Source organism: Ensifer adhaerens (genome assembly GCF_002007205.1).
GTDB lineage: Bacteria > Pseudomonadota > Alphaproteobacteria > Rhizobiales > Rhizobiaceae > Ensifer > Ensifer adhaerens_D.
On record NZ_LAZS01000007.1, the window covers coordinates 65,241 to 85,023 of the forward strand.

A 19,783-nucleotide genomic window follows, 5' to 3' on the forward strand; every position below is an offset into this window, starting at 1 on the left:
ACGGCGACAGGCCGCACGCTTGCAGCTATCTCGCACCGGCAACCGCTCCAACATTCAGTATTCGGCTGCTGCTCAAGAGGCCTGCCGCCTGCACCAGCGGATAGCCGGCGGCTGCGATATCGGAATTGATCCGGTGGAGGTCGCGCACGAGATCGATGAAGAGCGCATTGTCTCTTGCGCCGGCTGCCGTCTCCGCATGCTCGCCGCCAAGATGCCGACGGACGATCTCATCTTCGAGTTCACGGAAGCGGTCCTTTTGTGCCGCCAGCCGCGATGCGGCCGTAACGTCCCTGGACGACAGAGCCGCAGGCAGCAATCTCAACGATGCCACGATCACCTCTGAGAGCGAGTCGATCGCCGCACGCTGGCTGGCGGAGAACTGGATGTTCTGTTTTATCTTTGCTCGAATGCGATCGGCGAGACTGAGCTTGATGACATCGCCTGCGTGTTCGAGATTGCTCGCAAACAGCATGATTTCATGGGCCCTGCTGGTCTCGCCGGCCGGCAATCCATCCTGCGTCAACTGTCCGAGATAGGCGTGAACAGAGGCCATGTAGTTGCCGAGCCGTGCATCGACCGAAAGCAGTTCCTTCAGGTTTTCGAGCCTGCCGGCCTGCAACGACGCCAGCGCCATCCGGAACATGCGCTCCAGCAATTCGCTCATGCGGATCGTTTCGGTCGTTGCATTGCTGAGCGCGATTGCCGGCGTCTCCAGCGACATGCTGTCGAGATAGCGCGGGGACGTCAAGGGATCGGCGACGATCGGCGCTGGCGGCACCAGCCGCTCCACAAGGCTGACGACGAACGACGACAGCGGCAGGAACACGACCGCCGCGGCCAGGTTGAAGGTGACGTGAAGACCGACGGCGACATGCAGCGGATCGGTAGGCAGACGGCCGGCAACGTCCACGATCTGCCGCGCGAAGGGCAGCAGCGATACGGCCAGAACGCCACGGCAGAAGAGATTGGCGATCGGCAGCTTGCGGGCGGATGGCGGCTGGTCGAGCGTGGCGCTGACCGCCGGAAGGCCGCCGCCGAAATTGATCCCAAGGATGAGCGGGACGGCGCCGGCGACTTCGAGGCTGCCGTTCATCAGCAGCGAGGCGACGAGCAGGATGACGGCGAGCGTCGAGTGGAACAGCCATGCAAGCATTGCACCGACGAGGAAGCCAAGCACGGGCTCCGTCGCGACCGCCTGCAGGACATCGTGGAAAAGCGTGGCTTCGCGCAGTGGCGCGGTCGCCGACACGATCACCTTCAAGGCCATCAGCATCAGCCCGAGGCCCATCAGGATGCGGCCGGCGTTACGCGGTCGGAATTCGCCGGACACGCTGAATGCGATGTATCCGGTCAGGAGAAACAGCGGAGCGAGCACGCCGGCAAGCGACGAGCCGGAGGCAAAGAGGCCGGAGACAAGCGCCGAGCCGATATCCGCCCCGAGCAGGACCGCGAGCCCGGTCTGGGCCGAAATCGCGCCGGCGCCCGCAAGTCCCGCGACGATCAGCGCCATGGCCGTGGCGCTGCCGAGCACGGCGGTCGCAAGAACCCCGCCGCCGAAGGCAGTAAGCCGGTTCGACAGGCGTTCTTCGACAAAGCGCTGCAGCCGGTCGCCCCAGCCGCGCATGACGCCAGTGCGCACCATGCGCACGCCCCACAGAAGCAGCGCCACCCCGCCAAGAAGTTCCAGGATAACCAATGTTCCGGAGTTCATCTCATGCCCTCGCCGTAGGCGTCAGTCGGCGACGAAATCGTCGGGTGCAACGGATCCGATGTTGTAGCCTTCCAGCTGCGCCGCCATGCTGCCGCGCCGCGGGAAATGCAGGATGGTCGCCGTCCCCGGCGTGACGGGGACGACGCGCGACGGGGGAAGATCGAGGAACTCGTGGCAGGCGGCACGAACGACGCCGCCGTGAGCGACGACGAGCAGGTCCCCTTCGGTGCGGGACATCCAGTCGTGCACGCCCTCGGCCACGCGGCCGCGAAAGGCGCCCCAGGTTTCGCCATTGGCCGGCGTGAACGTGCCGGCGCGCCAGGCGGCGTATTCCTCCGGGCGCTCGGCAATCAGGTCCGGCTTGCGCCGTCCCGTCCATTCGCCCATGTCCAGCTCGCGGAAGCGCTCGTCGGTCGGCGCGTCCGGGTGACCGATGAGCGCGACCGTCTGCCGCGTGCGGCCGAGATCGGAAGCGATAATGCGAACCGGCTTCAACGCCTTGGCATAGGGACGAAACCGCCGGACCTGCGCGACCCCGCGCTCGGACAGGAGCGAGTTGTCCTGTCCCTGGAGGCGTTGTTCGGCGTTCCACTGGGTCTCGCCGTGGCGCATGAGGATGAGCCTCATTGTTGGATCCTTTCTCCGGTGGCGGCGAAAACCGCGTCGGGCGTGCGAATGAAGGAAAGGGGGATCGCCTCCCCCGGCGTGGCGGTGAAGTAGTTGTCGGCCATGGCCGTGACGCGCAGGTCGCCGACCATGGCGGTCACCATGGTCCGGCCCGCGATCGGCGCGGCTTCGGCAAAGCGGGCCATAAGCGACGGCGCTCCGGCGACCGCGCCGACGCTGACGTCTTCGGCGCGGTAGAGCAGCTGCGCCTCGTCTCGGCCGGCGGCCAGAGCAGCCGGCGCAAGCATCATGTCGTTAAAGACGAGGCCGTCGCCCGCGCGGCGAACCGGTATCAGGTTTGCCGGCGGCGTGCCGAGGAAGGTCGCGACGAAGGTGGTCTGAGGATTGCGCAAGAGATCGATCGGCTTGCCGAACTGTTCGACACGCCCGTTGTTGAGCACGGCGACATGGGTCGCCATGGTCATCGCCTCGACCTGGTCGTGCGTGACGTAGACCGATGTCGCCCCCGTCGCCCGGTGGATGCGCATCAGCTCGCTGCGCATTTCGATGCGCAGCTTGGCATCGAGGTTCGACAGCGGCTCGTCGAACAAAAGAATGCTCGGCTGCGGCGCGATCGTGCGGGCGATCGCCACGCGCTGCTGCTGGCCGCCGGAGATCTCGGCCGGATACCGTTCGGCAAGCGTGTCGATGCCGAGAAGCGAAAGCACTTCCCGCACACGCTGCTCGCGCTTGTCGCGCGGCCATCTGGCGACCTTCAGCGGCCAGGCGATGTTGCCGGCGACCGTCATGTGCGGCCAGAGCGCATAGCTCTGGAACACGAGCCCGGCGTTGCGCTTGCCGGCGTCGGCAATGACGCCGCCCGCGCCGCTCGACACGGTCTGCCCGACGAAGGCGATTTCGCCCTCGCTCGGGCTTTCAAGCCCGGCCAGCATGCGCAGAAGGGTCGACTTGCCGCAGCCCGAGGGGCCGACGAGCACGAGGAAGGACCCCGCCGGTACCGAGATATTGACGTCCTTGACGGCGGTAAAGGCGCCGAAGCGTTTGACGAGGCTGCGGATCTTGATGGCGTCCGCGGCGCCGGTTGCTAAGGCGTTCATTGTGCTTTCCATTTCTGGACACGGTTCTGCAGGCTGTGGGCCACGAAGGAGGCAGCCAGGCAGACGACGAGGATGACGAGGGTGATGGCATTGGCGAACTGCATGAAGCCTTCGGCGGCGTAGCGGTAGGCGACCATGCTCAAGACCGGCGACGTGGCGGTAAACAAAAGCACCACCAGCGAGAGATCTCGAACCATCTTGACGAAGACGAGGATCGCACCGGCAAAGAGACCCCGGATCGCCAGCGGAAAGATGATCGCGAACAGGCGACGGGTCAGTCCCGCACCCGTCAGCCGGGCACTTTCCTCGATGTCGGCGGAGATCTGGCCGAGCACCGAGCGCCCCGACTGCACGGCAAAGGGCAGATTGTGCGCGGATGCCGCAATCACCAGCAGGGCGAAGGTGCCATAGAGCGAGGGCAGCGGCCCGATCGGTGCGCCGAAGAGCGCGATATAGGCCGCGGCAAAGGCGATGCTCGGCACCAGAAGCGGCAGGAAGGCGAGCTGGCTGAGCAGCGTCGCGAGCAGGCTGCCGCGGCGCTGGACGATGGTATAGGCCAGCCCAAGACCGAGCAGCATCGTGGTGAAGGCGACGACCAGCCCGAGACGGATCGTGTTCCAGATCGCGTCGATCAGCACCGGATTGCGGAAGATACCCGCCTGCCCCTGCGCCATCTCGCCGCCACCTTCGCCGATCCAGAAGTGCAGCGTCCAGTTGGAAAACAGCGCGCCGCTCTGCGGTGCCAGGCTCGACGCGGCCAGCACGAGGACCGGCAGCACCGTAGTCAGAAACCCGATGACGACGGCGACGGCAAAGAGCGGCCAGCGCCAGGCGCCAAGCGGGAAGCGTTTGGTCCGCCCGCCTTTGCCGGTCACCGTGATGAAGGCCTTGCGACCGGAAACGATACGATCGGAGAGCCACAGGAACAGTGCCGACACTGCAATGAGCAGCAGCGCAAGGACGAAGCCGCGTTCGTTCTGCCCGGTCTCGATCATGCCGAAGAGACGGGTAGAAAGCGTCTGCATGCGCACCGGCAGGCCGAGCAAAGCGGGCGCCGCGAAATTGGCGACGGCGCCGGCAAAGGTCAACGATGCGGCCGCGATCAGCGCCGGCGTGACCACCGGCAGGATGATGCCGAAGAAGATGCGCGGGCGCTTGGCGCCGGCCATCTGGCCTGCCTCGACGAGATCGGCGCCGACCGAACTCAAGGCCGCGGCGATGATCGTATAGGCGAGCGAATAATAGTGCGCGATCAGCACGATCGCCGTCGGGATGAGCCCCCAGGCGAGCCAGTCGGGAATGGCAAGGCCGCTGGTCTCGAAGAAGCCGGCCGAACCGCCGAGACGGGAGTTGCGAAACAGCGTGCCCCAGGCAAGGGCTGCTGCAAAGCTCGGGATCATGTAGGGCAGCGACGCCATCAGGCCGAGGAAGCGGCGTCCGGGCACGTCGGTCAACACCACCAGCCAGGCAAGAAAGCCGCCGATGAGCAGGCAGCCGCCGCCGACGCTGAAGCCGAGGATCATGGTGTTGAGGAGCGGCCGCCACCAGAGATTGGCCGAGAGTGGGCTGGCGAGCACGGCCTTCCACGCCGCAATGCCCTCGGGCGTCAGCGTCGTGAAGAGGATGCGCAAGAGCGGAGCGACGACCAGGATCGCGACGATGGCGACGAGAATTGCCGGCAAGAGAAAGCCCGATCGGAGCAGCCGGCTGCCCGATGGTGCGGATATCGATAGGGATGTCATGTCAGAGCCTCGGCGTCTGTCGGCACGCGTTTTGGAAAAGCGTGCCGACAGACGGTTTCCGTTACTGGAGCGTGATGATCAGGTCGGCGATGCGCCCGCGCGCGGCGGCCGTCTTTGCCGGATCGATCGTCCAGGCCTTTAAGTCATCGAGCTTCACCGAGTCCGGATGGTGGGCAATGGTTTTGCGGGTCGCGTAGTCGCCGGGGACGTTGAAGGGCTCGAAGCCCGCCCCGCCGGTTGGCGTATCGTCGCCGAACATGAAGTCGATCAGCAACCGCGCGGCCGCCGGATGCGGCGCCTTGTCGGCGACCGTCAGCACCGCCGGGAAGAGGATACCGTTGGCCGGCTCGACATTGTTGGCGATCTGCAGCGCCCAGCCCTCCTTCTCGTTGTCGCGACGGTCGGAATAGGTGCCGAAGCCGACCGGCGGGTTCTTGGCGTTGACGTCGCCGACCGACTTGTTGAGCACGTCGCTGTTCGGAACCAGGATCAGGTCGTTGGCGAAGAGGTCCTTGATGAACTGCTCGCCGGCGCCCTGAAGATCCCCTTCCACTTCGATATCCTTGCCGAACTGCGCCTTGTAGGCGGCGGCCATTTCGTCCGGATGCAGCGCGATCTCGGTCAGGAGATCGAGCAGTTCGCCACGCTGGCTCGGGTCGACCATCAGCACCCGCCCCTGCCATTCCGGTTGGGTGAGCTGCCAGAGATTGCTGACGGGCGAACCATCAGGAAAAGCCTTCTCGTTGTACATCAGCACCTTCGTCGAGAGGCGCTGGGTCAGGAGCGGCGCCTTGTAGCGGTCCTCCAGTTCGTTCGCGACCCGCGGCGGCACGTAGTTCACGATCCGCTTCCCCTCCAGAAGCTTGGTGAACACGACAGGCGTATCGGCGATATAGAGCACGTCGACAGCATGCACGCCGGCCTGTTGCTCCGCTTCGACACGCGCGATCTGCTTGGTCGAACTCATGTCGAGACCCATGAGGTCGATGCCCGGATAGGCTTCCTCGAAGGCCTTTTCGATCTTGGCGATGCGGCTCGAAAGCGAGAAGACTGTAACGCTTCCCTCCTTCTGTGCGAGCGGCAGCAGTTGCTGCGGCGTCAGCCCGTCGAGATCGGACGCCATCGTCAAGGATGGCAGTGCAAAGCATGCGGCAAGTGCGGCACTGGTCAGTTTTTTCAGCATTTCGTTCTCCTCCCTTTATAGTTCCCCGCTAGAGCATCCTGCCTTCAAGTGGGATCACTTGCGGGCGGAAAGATGCTCTAGAATCAAAGTATTAGAGCGTCCTTTGTGCGTATGAACGCACGGCGCTCTAGTCGAAGTCGTTGAACAACTCCGACAGCTTCTCCAGCCTGCCGATCACCTGCCCCTGGTGGCGGCCGGCGATCGTCAGAACGATGGCATTGACGATCGCAAACGGGATCGTCGGTGTCTGGAATTCACTCCCCGAGCGTCCCCTGGGCGCCGCGAGCATCAGATCGGCGGCGGGCTCCATCAGCGGCCCGACCAGATCGGAAACAAGGATCGCCTGCGCCCCGACCCGTGTCGCGTGGCGCATCAGCGGGCCGTAGCTTTGCGGCTGCTTGCGAAAGGCGAGCGCCACGACGAGGTCGTCTGCCTCCATGCTGACCAGGCGCTCAGCTATGTCCCGGCCGCGCCCGGTCAGTTGGATCGTGGTCATGCCGAAGCGGTCGAGGCGGCGCTGCAGGAAGCCCGCCACGGATTGCGCATGGCCCTGCCCGAAGATGAAGACGCGGCGTGCCGAAAAGATCATGTCCGCAGCCCGGTCGATATCCGCCTGATCGACCGAGCGGGCGAGCGTTTCGAGCGCGCTGATCTCGGCGGCGATCAGGTCGGTCAGGTAGTCGCCATGCTCGACCTTCGAGACGGAGCGGCGCATGCGGTTGGCGGCATCCTGATCGTCGAGCACCTCGCGCTGCAACTGCGCGCGAAGGTCCGGAAAGCCCTTGTAGCCCAACTTCTGCGCAAGCCGCGTGGCTGTGGCCTCGTGGACGGAAGCGCGCTGCGAAAGCTGCGGACCCGACAGGAACGCCGCTTCCGCCCGGTTCTCCAGCATGGTCGTGATCAGCTTCTGGTCAGCATCGGTAAGCCGCCTGGAATGCGTCTTAATGCGATCGAGTATCGTCATGCCGTCCCCGCAAGTTCATTTGCAGGATCCATCGTTCCTGCAATCTTTCGTGCCGTCAACGGCAGTGATGCAAGAATCTTTGCAAAGACCTGCAAGGGGGCCGACGACCCGCTTGCGGAGAGGTTTTCCGCCCGGTCGACCAGGGACTCCACACCCCGAAGAGCCTACCTTTGCGCGCCACGGGCGCGCACACCCACAACCTTTGCGCTCATGCGAAAGATTCTCTGCAAAGAGCCGCAAATCGAGGTCGTTGCCGCCAACTCCGACCGAGCCGTGACGAGTGGCGTCCCTCCCGAAGGAATTCTCCTCGTGTTTCAGCGCCATCTCCATGCAATCCACGCACGGCCTCAACGAAAACTGTGCGTGGCGGTTGCATCGCATTCTTAAGCGAAACTCCGAGAGCGACCATGAGCGATCCTCAAACGACAGACCGTGCCTTTGGCCCAGCCTCAGGCAGCCAATCCAAAAATCGCGAATGGGCAAGCGGAGGCTTCAGCTGGCTTCTGACGAAGCACATGTTTCTGGCGGTGACGGCCACCATCGCGGTCCTGACGTTGGCGTCGTTCGTCTACATGTACATCTTCCATCTGATGCACCCTGACGCGGCGCTAGAGCCGATCACGCTGGCCGACTTCCTGGCGTTGGGTGCGGTGCTCACCGTCAGCCTCGTCATCGCAGCGATTATCGGCGGTCGTCTCAGCCAGCCGATCGTGAACGCGCTGGTGCTCATCCGCGATGCCGCAAAGGCGATCGCGATGGGAAACTTCTCCACCCGCGTGCCGGTACGATCCGGAAGATTGGGCGAGGTCGACGATGTGATCGACCATTTCAACCGGATGGCTGAACTGCTGGAGAACGCAGAGAACGAGTTGCGATACCAGAACAACGCCATCGCCCATGAACTGCGGACGCCTTTGACTGTGCTGCGCGGCCGCCTGCAGGGCATGCGCGACGGCCTCTTCAACCCGACCACGGAGCTTTACGATGGGTTGATCGGCCAGATCGACCATCTGACCGGCATCGTCGAGGATCTCCGCATCCTTGCGCTCTCGAATGTGGGGCGGCTGGAGCTCAGGCCGGAGCCGGGCGACATGGGCGATGAGGCGGAGACCGCCGTCGCGACGATGCTCGGTGAGTTCGACAAGGCCGGAATGCCGGTCTCCCTCAACCTCGACCGGGTGCCGATGACGCTTGATCGTGTGAAAGTGAGGCAGGCCCTGCTCGCGATCCTGCACAATGCGACCCGCTACGCCCCGGGGAGCCGGCTCTCCGTCGCGACGAAGATGAGAGGTTCCCAAGCGATCTTCCAATGCCAGGATTCCGGCCCAGGCATGTCCGACATCGACATCGAACATGCCTTCGACCGTTTCTGGCGCGCGGACGATTCGCGATCGCGGGCGAGCGGCGGAAGCGGCCTCGGGCTCTCGGTCGTCCGGGCCATCGCCGAGGCACATGGAGGCTCGACCAGCGCCAGGAGAAACGAGTTCGGTGGAATGACCTTCGAAATCTCGTTACCGACGGACTGCGGGAGCAGAGGCGCGCAAAGTGTTCTCTCTCCATGAAAACTGGATGAACTCTGCGCGGAACCTGCGAGCAGATGAGTCAAATCGATCTCATTGAACGGGCCGACCGGTCCGTGACAATAAAGGAAACGATCGATGACACTCAACTTCAAGACGACCGTGCTTGCTCTGGTCGCCGCCGCAGCCGCTTCGACCGTGCAGGCCGCTGACCTCAACAATTCGGGCGTCGACTTTACCAATGTGGAGCGTTGGACGGGTTTCTATGCGGGCGGTCACATCGGCACCGGCTCCTCGAACCAGAAGGGCAGCAAGAACAAGATAAACGGCGGCGTCCAGGTCGGTTACAACCAGCAGTTCGGCGATTTCGTCGTTGGTGGCGAGATCGAGGCGGCACGCGCCGGCGGCCTGCAGTACAAGGTCGGCAAAGGCGGCGCCTTGCAGCAGACCTGGAGCGGCACGGCGAGGGCCAAGGCAGGTTACGCGATGGACAACGTGTTGCTCTACGGCACGGTGGGCGTCACCACCGCACGCTTCGAGGGCAAGGGCACGGTGACCTCCGGCGATCGCTGGCACACGGGCTGGTCCTATGGCGCCGGCGCCGAGATGGCCTTCACCGAGAACATCTCCGGCAAGGTCGAATACACGCAGACCCGCTTCAACGGCGTGGGATCCACGATCGGCGGCGTGAAAGGCTCGGACAACCTGGTCAATCACGCGATCAAGACGGGCCTGAACTTCCGCTTCTGATCTGGAAAGCGACCGGTTCTACCGTCCCCCTAGAACCGGTCGGGCGAGTGACAACTGCTCGCCACCCGGCGGCGCCTCGGCAGGCGCCGCCACAATCATGGGGCGGGTATGTCGCCGCACCGCATGCCGATAAAGCGGCCGGCAACCCCGCGTCTTACCACACGGGCCAACAGGGGCGTCCCTCAGCGCACTGGTCGTAGTCTGGCCGGACCACGCGCCCTTAGCGGCCCGCGCGCGCCAGAACGCGGGCGATCGCCTCGGCCGTCTGTTGCGGTGTCAAAAGGGTGGTGTCGAGCGTTTCAAGCCCGAGTTTCCGGTACTCTGCCGCGTCTGAAAGTGCGGCACCTATTGCCGCCTCGGTCTCGCCTCGTCGTGCAAGCCTGTTCACCCGCTCGCTGTCGCTGCAATCAAGAACGAGCCATCGGCCTTCGGGCCAACCGGGCAGTTCATCCGGCGCACAAACGCCAAGCAGGATGACACGGCCGGGATCGGCAACATCGACCACCTGTCTCACCAGAGCCGCATAGGGCGACCACGTTGCCTCGGTTTCCCGAATGTCGCAGCCGGCAAGTAATCCGGCTGGTTCCATCAACGCATCCCAATCAAGGACCACGGACTGGGGAAGCAAGCAACGTAAATGCTCGATTGCCGCAGTTTTGCCCGATCCCGGCGCACCAAGGACATACCACATTTCGCCTCTCCCACGGTCACGGCCGGACGACATGAAGTGCTGTTTTCCCCGTCGCCATCAAGCCGAAACTGGACCTTTCCGAAGATTGAAGCCCATTTATTGCCGTGCCGTCGAAAACGTCCGGTCGGCCAGCCGCGGCAGCATCAGCCGGAAGGCGACGCTGCGGGCGCTTTGGAACAGGATCAGCGCGATCCACAATCCGTCATTGCCGAAGACCGGCTGCAGGATCGCCCAGGCGGCAAAGTAGATCGCCAGCGACGCGACCATCAGGTTTCGCATCTGCCTCGACCAGGTGGCGCCGATGTAGACGCCGTCCATCTGGAAGGCGACGATGCCGAAGATCGGCAGCGCCGCGACATAGGGCAAGTAGGCGTGCGCGAGCGCCGACACGCTCTCCGTCGGGGCGGTAATGCCGATCACCCAGTCACCGCCCGCAAGCAATGAGAGCGCGACGAGCCCGGCAAAGACGAAGCCCCAAACCGTGGTCAATCCGACGGCACGATCGAAGGCCGGCCGGTAGCGCGCGCCGACGGCACGTCCTGCCAGCTGCTCCGCTGCCGTCGCCACGCCATCGAGAAAGGCGACGCCGAAGAAGTAGAAGCGTAGCAGGATCGTATTGGCTGCAAGGACTTCGATACCGAGCGTCCCGCTCTGTCGGGTAAAAAAGGACAGGCCGATCAGAAGCGCGAAGGAGCGGATCATCATGTCGCCGTTGACCGAAAAGGCGCGGCGGAAGGCTGTCAGATCCGGCAGGTTCCACGCGGTCCGGTCGGTCTTTGCCCAGATGAGATAGAGCCCCGCCAGCGCCGTGACGGCTTCTGCCACCAGCGAGGCGGCCGCCACGCCCGCCACACCCCAGCCGAGACCGAGGACCCAGTGCACGCTCAAGCCGGCGTTCAGCGCATTGAGCAGGGTTTGCAGGATCATGCCCCAGAGCGCGTCGCCACGCCCGATGATCCAGCCGAAAACCACGAAGTTGAAGAGGACGAAGGGCGCCGACCAGACCCGCCAGGCAAAATAGGTGGCGGCCGCTTCGGCGACCTTGCCTTCCGCGCCCATGGCGGCAAGACCAAGGGCGCCGATCGGCTTTTGAAACACCAGCAGCGCAAGCCCCGCCACGAGCGCGATAATGAGCCCGCTTGCGAGCATGCGCTGCTCTTCGCGCCGGTCACCGGCACCGAGCGCCTGGGCGGTAAAGCCCGTCGTCGCGCCGCGCAGGAAGTTGAAGGTGACGAAGATGACGTCGAAGATGACGGTGGAAAGCGCCACACCTCCGACCAGAGTCTCATCGCGCAACTGGCCGATGACGCCGGTTGCGACGAGCCCGACAAGCGGGCTCGACAGATAGGCGATCATCATCGGCAACGCGATGCGAAGCACGTCGCGATGCGCGATGTCGAAGGGGCGGACGGTCACCGCGGCGTGGTCGGAAGGCGGGTGTTTCACTCAATCCAGCCGGTGCGGTTCGCCGAGCGTATGCATCAGCCGATTGGCCCAGCCGAAAATCGCGACCGCATGGATGAGATCGAGGATCTGGAGATCGTCGAGGCCGATCTCGCGCAGGTGGTAGAACTGGTAGGCGCCGACATTGTCGGGATGCGCCGTCAGGTCGACGCCGAAATTGAACAGCGCCTGCTCGAATTCCGGCAGGTTCGCGTTGAGGCCACTGCCATAGATCTCATCCACCACCTCCGGCCGCTTTTCGAGCTGGATGTAGCGTGCCGCATGCACCGAAGCACAATAGATGCAGCGGTTGACGAAGGATGCGGCAAGCGCCCCGATCTCACGCCCGCCGCGGGAGAGCCCGCCCTCGCTGTACATGATGTCGTTGAAGAGCGGCGTGCGCTCCTTCAAGGTCTCCGGCTCGTTGGCAAGAACCAGGACGTAGTCCGAGATCTTCTTGTTGGACGGCGTGATCTTCAGGGCGTCGAGCTGATCGGGCGTGGCGGTCTCGACATCGACTGGCTTGACATAGGGCTTCCAGTCGAGCGCTTCGACGGTGAATTCGTGCACGGCTTGCGACATCTCAGTTATCCCTCAGCATCTTGAGGCCGGCCACCACCAGCACCTGGTAGTTCACGAAGGCGATGAGGCCAGCGAGCGTGACAATGTCCCGGTCGTCGAGGCCTGCCGCCAGGAGCTTTTCAATATGGGCGCGCGTCGCCTCCTTCGGCGAAAGCGTGACGAGATCGACATGGGCGAGGATCGCCTGAAGGCGCGGATCGACAGCTTCGGTGCCCTTGCCAGGATCGGTGAGCGACGCCAGGGCAGGGCCCTCCTCCTCGCGTTCAAGCAGCGCCCGGAGATGCGCGGACAGCTCCTGCGACTTCCAGAGTGCCGCCATGCGCGCGGCAAGGGCTGCTCGGAGCGCATAGGAGAAGTTGCGCGGATCGGCAGGGCGAAGGGCAGCCTGATAGCTCGTCTGGCTCAAATGCCTCAGCTTCGCCCTTTGTTCGCGTAGCGCCAGAAGATCCGGGAAGCGATCGAGCCCGAGCACGGTGTCGATCACGTCATTTGTCGATGGAGAGGTCATTGGTTTTCCTGTCATCTGAAATGCGGGAGGTTCAGGCCGTCTTCTGTGCCGGCGTCGGCGCGTCGGCATCGACCCATTCGGTCCCGTCGAGCTCCGGCTTTTCGTACGCGATCAGCGCCTCCCAATGGTAGTCGACGTCCCGGATGAAGAGTGAGGCGGCAACCCCGCGCGCGAGCCAAAGAGCGCCTTCGCTGATGGCCGGGATGTCGCCGCTGACCTTGCCGACGCTGACGGAGGCGCCGTAGTTGAAGCAATGGATGTCCTTGAGCCAGGGGGCTGCGCCGGGCTCCTTCTCGGTGAAGGAAAAATCTCCGTTCAGCCAGGGGAAGCGCCCGAGCCCGGGGTTCTCTTCGCCCGGCGGCGGTGCGTAGCGATCATCCCAGCAGGCGATCTGGTCCTGATAGGGCGCGAGTTCGCTGCGGCTCAGCGGATCGATCGAGAACCCAGTGCCGAGGATGACGAAGTCGGTGCGGAAGATGCGGCCGTTCGTCGTGCTGATAACGACCTCGCCGCCCTCCTCCTTCATCGAGCGGATACCGCAGTCGAAATGGAAGTACGCGTTCGAATGCCGGCTGACGCGCAGCGTCGAATTGTGCGGCGCCGGCGTCTGCTGCTTGGCCGCATAATCCATCAGACGCCAACGCCATTCCGGCGAGATCTCGGCAAAGCCTGCCGTGACGCCATAGGAGCCAATGCCCATCAGCTTGTTGACCGTCGGCATCTCCTTGCGGCGGGCGAGAAGGCGGACTTCCCCGGCTCCCAGCTCCAGTGCCTCGGCGGCGTTGTCGACCGCCGAAGCGCCGACGCCGATGACGACGACGCGTTTGCCCTTCAGGCGATCGAAGTCGATCTCGTCGGCCGAATGCGCCCAAGACCTGTGCCGCTCCATGTCCTTGATGAAGTCCGGAATGGTCGGCTCGCCGAGCCCGTCGCGGCCGGTCGCCATCACCAGCTTGCGGGTGATGATCGCAGGTTTTGCGCCGCCGGCGATTTCAAGTTCCAGCAGTCCGTCGGCGCGCGGCACGACGCGGGTGACGTGCGTGTCGTTCTCGACCGGAACGCCCATGACATCGCGATACCAGCGCAGGTAATCCATCCACATCGGCCGCGGGATGCGAAAGAGCTCCTCCCATTCCGCTTCGCCATAAAGCGCCGTGTACCAGGCGCGGAAGCTGAGCGAGGCAACGCCCAGCGCCGGGCCGAGAAGGATCTTCGGCGAGCGCAGCGTCTCCATGCGCGCATAGCTGACCCAAGGGCCTTCGAAACCCTTCGGCGCGCGATCGACGATGCGCAGATTGGCAATGCCGGCGCGGGTCAGAGCGTGCCAGGCAACGAGCCCGCACATGCCGCCGCCGATCACGACCACGTCGCTGACGTCATCGCCCGCCGCCGTCGTCACCGGCTTCGACCAATTGGCCGGCGGATAGTTGAGATAGCTCAGATCCTGCCTTACCCGCGCATTGAGCGCGGCAAGCCGTTGCTGCTGTTGACTGTCGGTCATCCCCGGTCTCCCTTCACTTCGCCAGCAGGACGGCATCGCGGTCGCGCCACCCCACCCAGACGTCGTCCCCTTCGATATGCGAAAGCGCCACCGGATCGATCTGCGCCTCGAGCGTGCTGCCATTGTCGAGCTTGACGGTCAGCGACGTGTGAGCACCCTTGAAGACGCGCTGATCGATGCGCCCTTTGAGCGACTGGCGATCTTCGGGCTTGCGCGACAGACAGAAAACCGCCTCCGGACGCAGCGCCACGGTGACATGGTCTCCCGGGATCGGCGCCGTGCCGTTCACGTCCGCGTTGACGGCATTGCCGCGCCACTCGACGGAGGCGATCCCGCCCGAAACCGACGCGACCGTACCTTCGAGGAAATTGCTCTGGCCGATGAAATTCGCGACGAAGCGGCTGCGCGGCCGGGCATAGAGCTCGTCCGGACCGCCCATCTGCTCGATCCGGCCCTTGTTCATCACGACGATGACATCGGACATGGTGAGCGCCTCTTCCTGGTCGTGGGTGACGAAGATGAAGGTCTTGCCGGTCTTCTTCTGGATCGACTTGAGCTCGATCTGCATCTGCTGGCGCAGTTTCGCATCGAGCGCCGACAGCGGCTCGTCGAGCAAGAGCACGTTCGGATCGGGCGCAAGTGCCCGCATCAGCGCCACGCGCTGACGCTGACCGCCGGAAAGCTGTGCCGGCATGCGTTCGGCGTGGTCCTGCAGGGAGACGAGGGCGAGGAGATCGCTGACCCGTTTGTGGATCGCGGCGCTCTCCATGCCCTTCAATTCCAGGCCGAAGGCGATGTTGCGGCCGACCGTCAGATGCGGAAAGAGCGCATAGTCCTGGAAGACGATGTTGACGTTGCGCCTGTTCGGCGGCAAGTGCGAGATCGGCTTGCCCTCGAGGTAGATTTCCCCCGACGTCGGGCTGTCGAAGCCACCGAGCATGCGCAGCGTCGTCGACTTGCCGCAGCCGGATGGGCCAAGCAGCGTGACGAACTGGCCGGGCGCGATCGCAAGATCGAGATCATCGACGGCGGTGAGCGCCCCATAGGACTTGTTGACGTTCTTGAAATGGACGACAGGCTGCATTTGCGTCAGCTCCTCGATCGGCGGGTGAAATGCTCGGCATAAAGGCCGACGGCGGTGGTGACGACGAGCACGATGGTCGCCATGGCGTTGATTTCCGGCGACATTCCGCCCTGCACCTTGGCGAAGATCAGCATCGGCAAGGTCGGCTGGTAGCCGCCGAGGAAGAAGGTGCGGACGAAGTCGTCGATGCTGGTCAGCACGCAGAAGATCATGCCGCCGAAGAGCGCCGGCATCAGATAGGGGATGGTGACGCGCAGGAAGGCGATGAAGGGATCGGCGCCGAGATCGCGCGCCGCATCCACCAGATTGGCCGGCATCGAGCGCAGCCGTGTGAGGACCATGATGACGACGAAGGGCACGGCATGAACCGTATGCGCCAGGATGATCGCGAAGGTTCCGGTCGGGATGTCGACGGCGCGGATGAAGATGCGCATGGAGATCGCGTTGATCAGCCCCGGCACGACGGCCGGAAGGCAGGCGAGCGCGAAGATCACCGCCTTGCCCCAGATGTTTTCCGCCGAAACGAGAAGCGCGATCCAGACGCCGATGATCGTCGCCGAGATGGTGGTGGCGAGCGCAATCCCGATCGAATAGAGCGAGGCTTCGAGGAACTGCTTGTCTTGGATCACCTTGCCGTACCAGGACAGCGTCCAGTTGCCGATCGGGAAGGCGATGAAGTTCGCGTCCTTGAAGCTCATCGCCATCATCAGCGCCAGCGGCAGCACCAGATAGACGGCAAAGATCCAGTAGGAAGCGCCGAGCGCGGTTTTCGGAAGGTCGTTGAAATAGGTTCGCATCGGTCCCCCCTCACATCAGCCGGACGGAGCGGCCGCCGACGACCCGCATGAACAGCCCGACGGTCGTCAAGGACACCACGAGCATGATCATCGAGAAGGCGGCACCTTCCGGCCATTTGTCGTTCGACCCGTGGAACAGCGTCGCGATCACTTCGGGGAAGATCACTGAATTCGGGCCACCAAGCAGCAGCGGTGCTGCGAAGACGCCGACAGCCGTCAGGTAGACGAGGCTGCAACCGGAGACGATTCCGTCCTTCGAAAGCGGCAGGATGACCCGGCGGAACCGCTGGAAGGGTCCGGCGCCGAGATCGGCCGCCGCCTGGATCAGCGGCGTCGGTATCTTCTCGATCGCCGAATAGAGCGGCAGCAGCATGTAGAGCGCCAGCAGATAGATGACGCCGAAGCTCAGCGAGAAGAAGGTGTAGAGCATCGGGATCGGCCGGTCGATGAAGCCGAACTCGCGCAGGAGCACGTTCAGCGCCCCACGGTTGGCAAGCAGCATGATGACCGAGAAGGTGCGGATCAACTCGCCGGCCCAGAAGGGGATGAGCAGCAGCAACAGGGCCCGCATCCGGTTCTTCGGCTGCACAATCTTTGCGACGTAGTAGGCCACGGGATAGACGATCACCAGTGTCGAGATCGTGACCACGGCGGCAAAGATCAGGCTGCGGACAAAGGGCAGGAAATAGAGCCGGTCGGAGAAGAACAGCGCGTAGTTGGCCAGCGTGTATTCGCTGCTTTTGTCCGGCTGCGGCGGATAGTTGGCAAGAAGACTGATATTGGCCATCTGCAGGATCGGGCCGATATGCAGCATGGCGATCCAGACAAGCGGCACGCCTGCCAGCACGGCGAGACGCACGCGCCGGCTTTCGACGAGCAGGCCGATCGTATGGCGATATAGCCCCGAACGCGCCGCTCTGCCGATCCATCCGGCATAGCGCGGTACCGTCGACAAACCGACGGATGGCGGTTGTGTTGTCGTATCCAGCATTCTCTTTGTTCCCGGCTCTGGAAGAGTCCTTTTTTGACGGGCGACCGGCCGGAGCCGATCGCCCGGATTAGACGTCAGGCTGACTTGATCTCGGCCGTCGCCTTGTCGATCATCTCGTTCTTCATGTCGCGGTTGACCGAGCTGAAGAACTGGATGCGTTCGACCTGCTCGGGCGGCAGGGAGAGCGCAGCGCGCTCCTTCTCATCCAGCACCTTGTCGACGCCGTCGAAGGCCGATGAGAAGCCGGACTGGCGGGTCATCGCAGCACCGATTTCAGGCGAGGACAGGATCGCGTCGAGGAAGGTATAGGCAGCATCCGCATTCGGCGCGTTGTTGACGATGTTGAACGAATAGAGGAAGCCGAAAGTCCCTTCCTTCGGCACCGAGATCTCGATCGGATGGCCGTCCATGATGAGCTTGGCGGCCGGACCGGACCAGGCCTGCGCCAGGTAGATGTCCTCGTTGACCAACATTTGCTGCAGCTCGGAGCCGGCATCGTAGTACTTGCGCACCTTGTCCTTGTGCTGAATGAGGAAATCGCGGGCCTGGTTCGTTGCCGCCTGTGCGACTTCGGGCTTGTCGCCATAGGTGACGTAGTCGCCGTCGTTGCCCTGGTAGCGCATGACGATCGAGAGGAAGTCGCTGACGATGTAGGACGTCAGGTTCTTGTTCTCTTCATCGAACATGATCGCCCAGCTGTCGGAGGCCTTGGCGTATTCGGTGTTGCGCACCAGGCCCTCGAAGCCGGCAAGCAGCGGCACGCCGAAGGTCTTGCCGTCGACGGTCAGTTGCGGCGCGCCCTTGTAGGCGGCGGCAAGCTTGCCCCAGTTCTTCAGCCGCCCGGTGTCGAGCGACGAGAGCAGGTTCGACTTCATGAACTGCGACAGGCGGTGGCCGGTCACCGTCACGATGTCGGTCGAGGGTGCGGCACCCTCGGCGGTCAAAAGGTTGTACTGTTTGCCCTGGTCGTCGGTCAGCCGGATTCGCACCTCGATGCCGGTGTCCTTCTGGAACTGATCGATGAAGGACTGCGGTACGAACTTGTCGTAGGTCGTGATGTTGACGACCTTGCTCTGTGCGAAGGCCGGGCGAATGATCGAAGGCGCTGCGAGCACGCCGGCCCCGGTTGCCAACAGCTTCATCGCCGATCGGCGGGTTACGTCAAAATTGTTCATCTCGTTCTCCTCATTTTAGCAGGCTCAATTTCGGTGTGAGCGTTCAGAGCTTTTGCTCCCCTTTATTTCGCAGCCGGGTTGCCCAGCTGCGCACCATTGCCGGCGGTCCTGCCGGCAAAGCTCCTTTCGGCGATACGCGCCATCTGCTTGGGATCGTGGACCGTGAGGTCCGGCATCCGCTCCGACGCGATCCGCGCTATCCGTTGAATGAGTTCCCGAACGCCGGCCGAGAGCGGGCGCGATCCCGCCGACAGGATCGCCCACAGAAAGGGGATCTCGACATCGAGTGGCCGAACGACGATGGGCGCCGACTGCAGACCGTAGGCGGTCGCCGGCTCGATGATCGCCACGCCAAGGCCGAGCGATGCGACCTGCACGGCGTTGTTGGCCGCGTTGGTCGCGATGATGCGATTGGGCCGCACGCCGGCCGCGTTCAGCACTTCGTCGACGCTGTGGCGCAGCCGAAACGGATTGGACATGGTGACGAGCGTGCGCCCGGCGAGATCGGCGATCGAGATCACGTCTTTTTCGGCCAGCGGATCGTGCGGCGCAACCGCGGCGACGCAGCGCCCTTCGAAAAAACCCTGAACATCCAGGCCGGGCTGATCGGCCGGCAGCGACGTCACGCAGAAATCCGCCGTGCGCGCAAACACCGACTGCACGGCCGCCTCGGCCGGCATGCTGCGCAGATTGATCGTATGAGGCAGACGATGCTCCGGCAGCTCGGCAAGCGCCATCGGGATGATGCCGCTGGCAAAGGCCGGCGTCGCGGCGATCTCGATCGGCTCGGGTTCCTTGCCGGCGATTGCCTTGGCGCGATTGCGCAGGTGCCCGATACCGCTGACGAACCGCTCCGCATCCTCATGGAAGGCAATGCCCTTGTCGGTCGGCGCGATCCTCGGGCCATTCCGCTCGAACAGCGCAAAGCCGAGCGAAGTCTCCAGGTCCTGGATCAGGCGCGTCACCTGCGACTGCGAGCGGTCGAGCAGGCGGGCGGCACCGGTGATGCTGCCCGTCGACATAACGGCGAGAAAGGCCTCGAGATCGCGAACTTCCATGAGCTATCATGCGCTCCTTGCATGGTGGATGATCAATAGTGCATAAAACGCATTCTCAGTTCTAGTGACAAAAGACAATTTTTCTCGGGTGGGGTCGACCGGGCCGGATCAGGCCCGCTCTTGCGACCTCACCAGTCCATGACGACCTTGCCGGAATTGCCGGAGCGCATCGCCTCGAAGCCGTCGCGGAATTCGTCGATCGTGATGCGGTGGGTGATGACGGGGGCAAGGTCGAGGCCGCCCTGCACGAAGGCGATCATCTTGTACCAGGTCTCGAACATCTCGCGGCCGTAGATGCCCTTGAGGTTGAGCATCTTGAAGATGACCTTGTTCCAGTCGATCTCGAAGCCGGCCGGTGC

General features: G+C 63.8%; 18 protein-coding genes and 1 pseudogene. 2 read left to right on the plus strand and 17 right to left on the minus strand.

Annotation, left to right across the window (positions count from 1 at the left end; all coding sequences use genetic code 11):
• Window positions 1–25 precede the first annotated feature (25 nt).
• The 6 genes from XB14_RS18300 to XB14_RS18325 form a co-directional block, all read right to left on the minus strand.
• The gene (locus XB14_RS18300) at window positions 26–1,711 is read right to left on the minus strand and encodes a Na/Pi cotransporter family protein (RefSeq protein ID WP_077963033.1); all 1,686 of its coding nucleotides are present in this window, start codon (window positions 1,709–1,711) and stop codon (window positions 26–28) included.
• Between the two features lie 21 nt (window positions 1,712–1,732).
• On the minus strand, window positions 1,733–2,338 hold the full coding sequence (locus XB14_RS18305) for a histidine phosphatase family protein (RefSeq protein WP_077963034.1): 606 nt from the start codon (window positions 2,336–2,338) through the stop codon (window positions 1,733–1,735).
• The gene (locus XB14_RS18310) at window positions 2,335–3,435 is read right to left on the minus strand and encodes an ABC transporter ATP-binding protein (protein WP_077963035.1); all 1,101 of its coding nucleotides are present in this window, start codon (window positions 3,433–3,435) and stop codon (window positions 2,335–2,337) included. Before XB14_RS18310 ends, XB14_RS18305 begins: the two co-directional genes overlap by 4 nt.
• A complete protein-coding gene (locus tag XB14_RS18315; protein WP_077963036.1) occupies window positions 3,432–5,177 on the minus strand; it encodes an ABC transporter permease in 1,746 nt (581 codons plus the stop codon). Before XB14_RS18315 ends, XB14_RS18310 begins: the two co-directional genes overlap by 4 nt.
• A gap of 61 nt (window positions 5,178–5,238) precedes the next feature.
• On the minus strand, window positions 5,239–6,360 hold the full coding sequence (locus XB14_RS18320; RefSeq protein WP_077963037.1) for an ABC transporter substrate-binding protein: 1,122 nt from the start codon (window positions 6,358–6,360) through the stop codon (window positions 5,239–5,241).
• A gap of 127 nt (window positions 6,361–6,487) precedes the next feature.
• On the minus strand, window positions 6,488–7,324 hold the full coding sequence (locus XB14_RS18325) for a MurR/RpiR family transcriptional regulator (RefSeq protein WP_077963038.1): 837 nt from the start codon (window positions 7,322–7,324) through the stop codon (window positions 6,488–6,490).
• 407 nt (window positions 7,325–7,731) lie between these two features.
• Here XB14_RS18325 and XB14_RS18330 point away from each other — a divergent pair, with 407 nt between their 5' ends.
• Together XB14_RS18330 and XB14_RS18335 are read left to right on the plus strand one after the other, a co-directional pair.
• Window positions 7,732–8,886 (plus strand): ATP-binding protein, encoded by a 1,155-nt coding sequence (locus tag XB14_RS18330; protein ID WP_077963039.1) that lies wholly within the window; start codon window positions 7,732–7,734, stop codon window positions 8,884–8,886.
• Between the two features lie 96 nt (window positions 8,887–8,982).
• Complete coding sequence (locus XB14_RS18335; protein ID WP_077963040.1) at window positions 8,983–9,594, plus strand: outer membrane protein; 612 nt, start codon at window positions 8,983–8,985, stop codon at window positions 9,592–9,594.
• 220 nt (window positions 9,595–9,814) lie between these two features.
• Here XB14_RS18335 and XB14_RS18340 read toward each other — a convergent pair whose 3' ends face one another.
• From XB14_RS18340 to tdh, 11 genes and pseudogenes are all read right to left on the minus strand, one after another.
• Complete coding sequence (locus XB14_RS18340; RefSeq protein WP_143348442.1) at window positions 9,815–10,318, minus strand: AAA family ATPase; 504 nt, start codon at window positions 10,316–10,318, stop codon at window positions 9,815–9,817.
• A 63-nt stretch (window positions 10,319–10,381) separates the two neighbouring features.
• Window positions 10,382–11,731, minus strand: a complete 1,350-nt coding sequence (locus tag XB14_RS18345; RefSeq protein WP_234804076.1) for an MATE family efflux transporter — start codon at window positions 11,729–11,731, stop codon at window positions 10,382–10,384.
• The gene (locus tag XB14_RS18350) at window positions 11,732–12,310 is read right to left on the minus strand and encodes a peroxidase-related enzyme (protein WP_077963042.1); all 579 of its coding nucleotides are present in this window, start codon (window positions 12,308–12,310) and stop codon (window positions 11,732–11,734) included.
• Between the two features lies 1 nt (window position 12,311).
• Entirely contained in the window at window positions 12,312–12,818 is a 507-nt protein-coding gene (locus XB14_RS18355; RefSeq protein WP_077963043.1) for a CMD domain-containing protein, read from the minus strand.
• A 31-nt stretch (window positions 12,819–12,849) separates the two neighbouring features.
• A complete protein-coding gene (locus XB14_RS18360) occupies window positions 12,850–14,319 on the minus strand; it encodes an NAD(P)-binding domain-containing protein (RefSeq protein ID WP_077963044.1) in 1,470 nt (489 codons plus the stop codon).
• Window positions 14,320–14,332: 13 nt separating this feature from the next.
• A complete protein-coding gene (locus XB14_RS18365; RefSeq protein ID WP_077963045.1) occupies window positions 14,333–15,403 on the minus strand; it encodes an ABC transporter ATP-binding protein in 1,071 nt (356 codons plus the stop codon).
• Window positions 15,404–15,408: 5 nt separating this feature from the next.
• A complete protein-coding gene (locus tag XB14_RS18370) occupies window positions 15,409–16,200 on the minus strand; it encodes an ABC transporter permease (protein WP_077963046.1) in 792 nt (263 codons plus the stop codon).
• Window positions 16,201–16,210: 10 nt separating this feature from the next.
• On the minus strand, window positions 16,211–17,191 hold the full coding sequence (locus XB14_RS18375) for an ABC transporter permease (protein WP_077963047.1): 981 nt from the start codon (window positions 17,189–17,191) through the stop codon (window positions 16,211–16,213).
• A gap of 74 nt (window positions 17,192–17,265) precedes the next feature.
• Complete coding sequence (locus tag XB14_RS18380; RefSeq protein WP_077963048.1) at window positions 17,266–18,366, minus strand: extracellular solute-binding protein; 1,101 nt, start codon at window positions 18,364–18,366, stop codon at window positions 17,266–17,268.
• A gap of 62 nt (window positions 18,367–18,428) precedes the next feature.
• Window positions 18,429–19,424 (minus strand): LysR family transcriptional regulator, encoded by a 996-nt coding sequence (locus XB14_RS18385; protein ID WP_077963049.1) that lies wholly within the window; start codon window positions 19,422–19,424, stop codon window positions 18,429–18,431.
• Between the two features lie 128 nt (window positions 19,425–19,552).
• A pseudogene (gene tdh, locus XB14_RS18390) lies at window positions 19,553–19,783 on the minus strand (L-threonine 3-dehydrogenase); the annotation flags it as partial.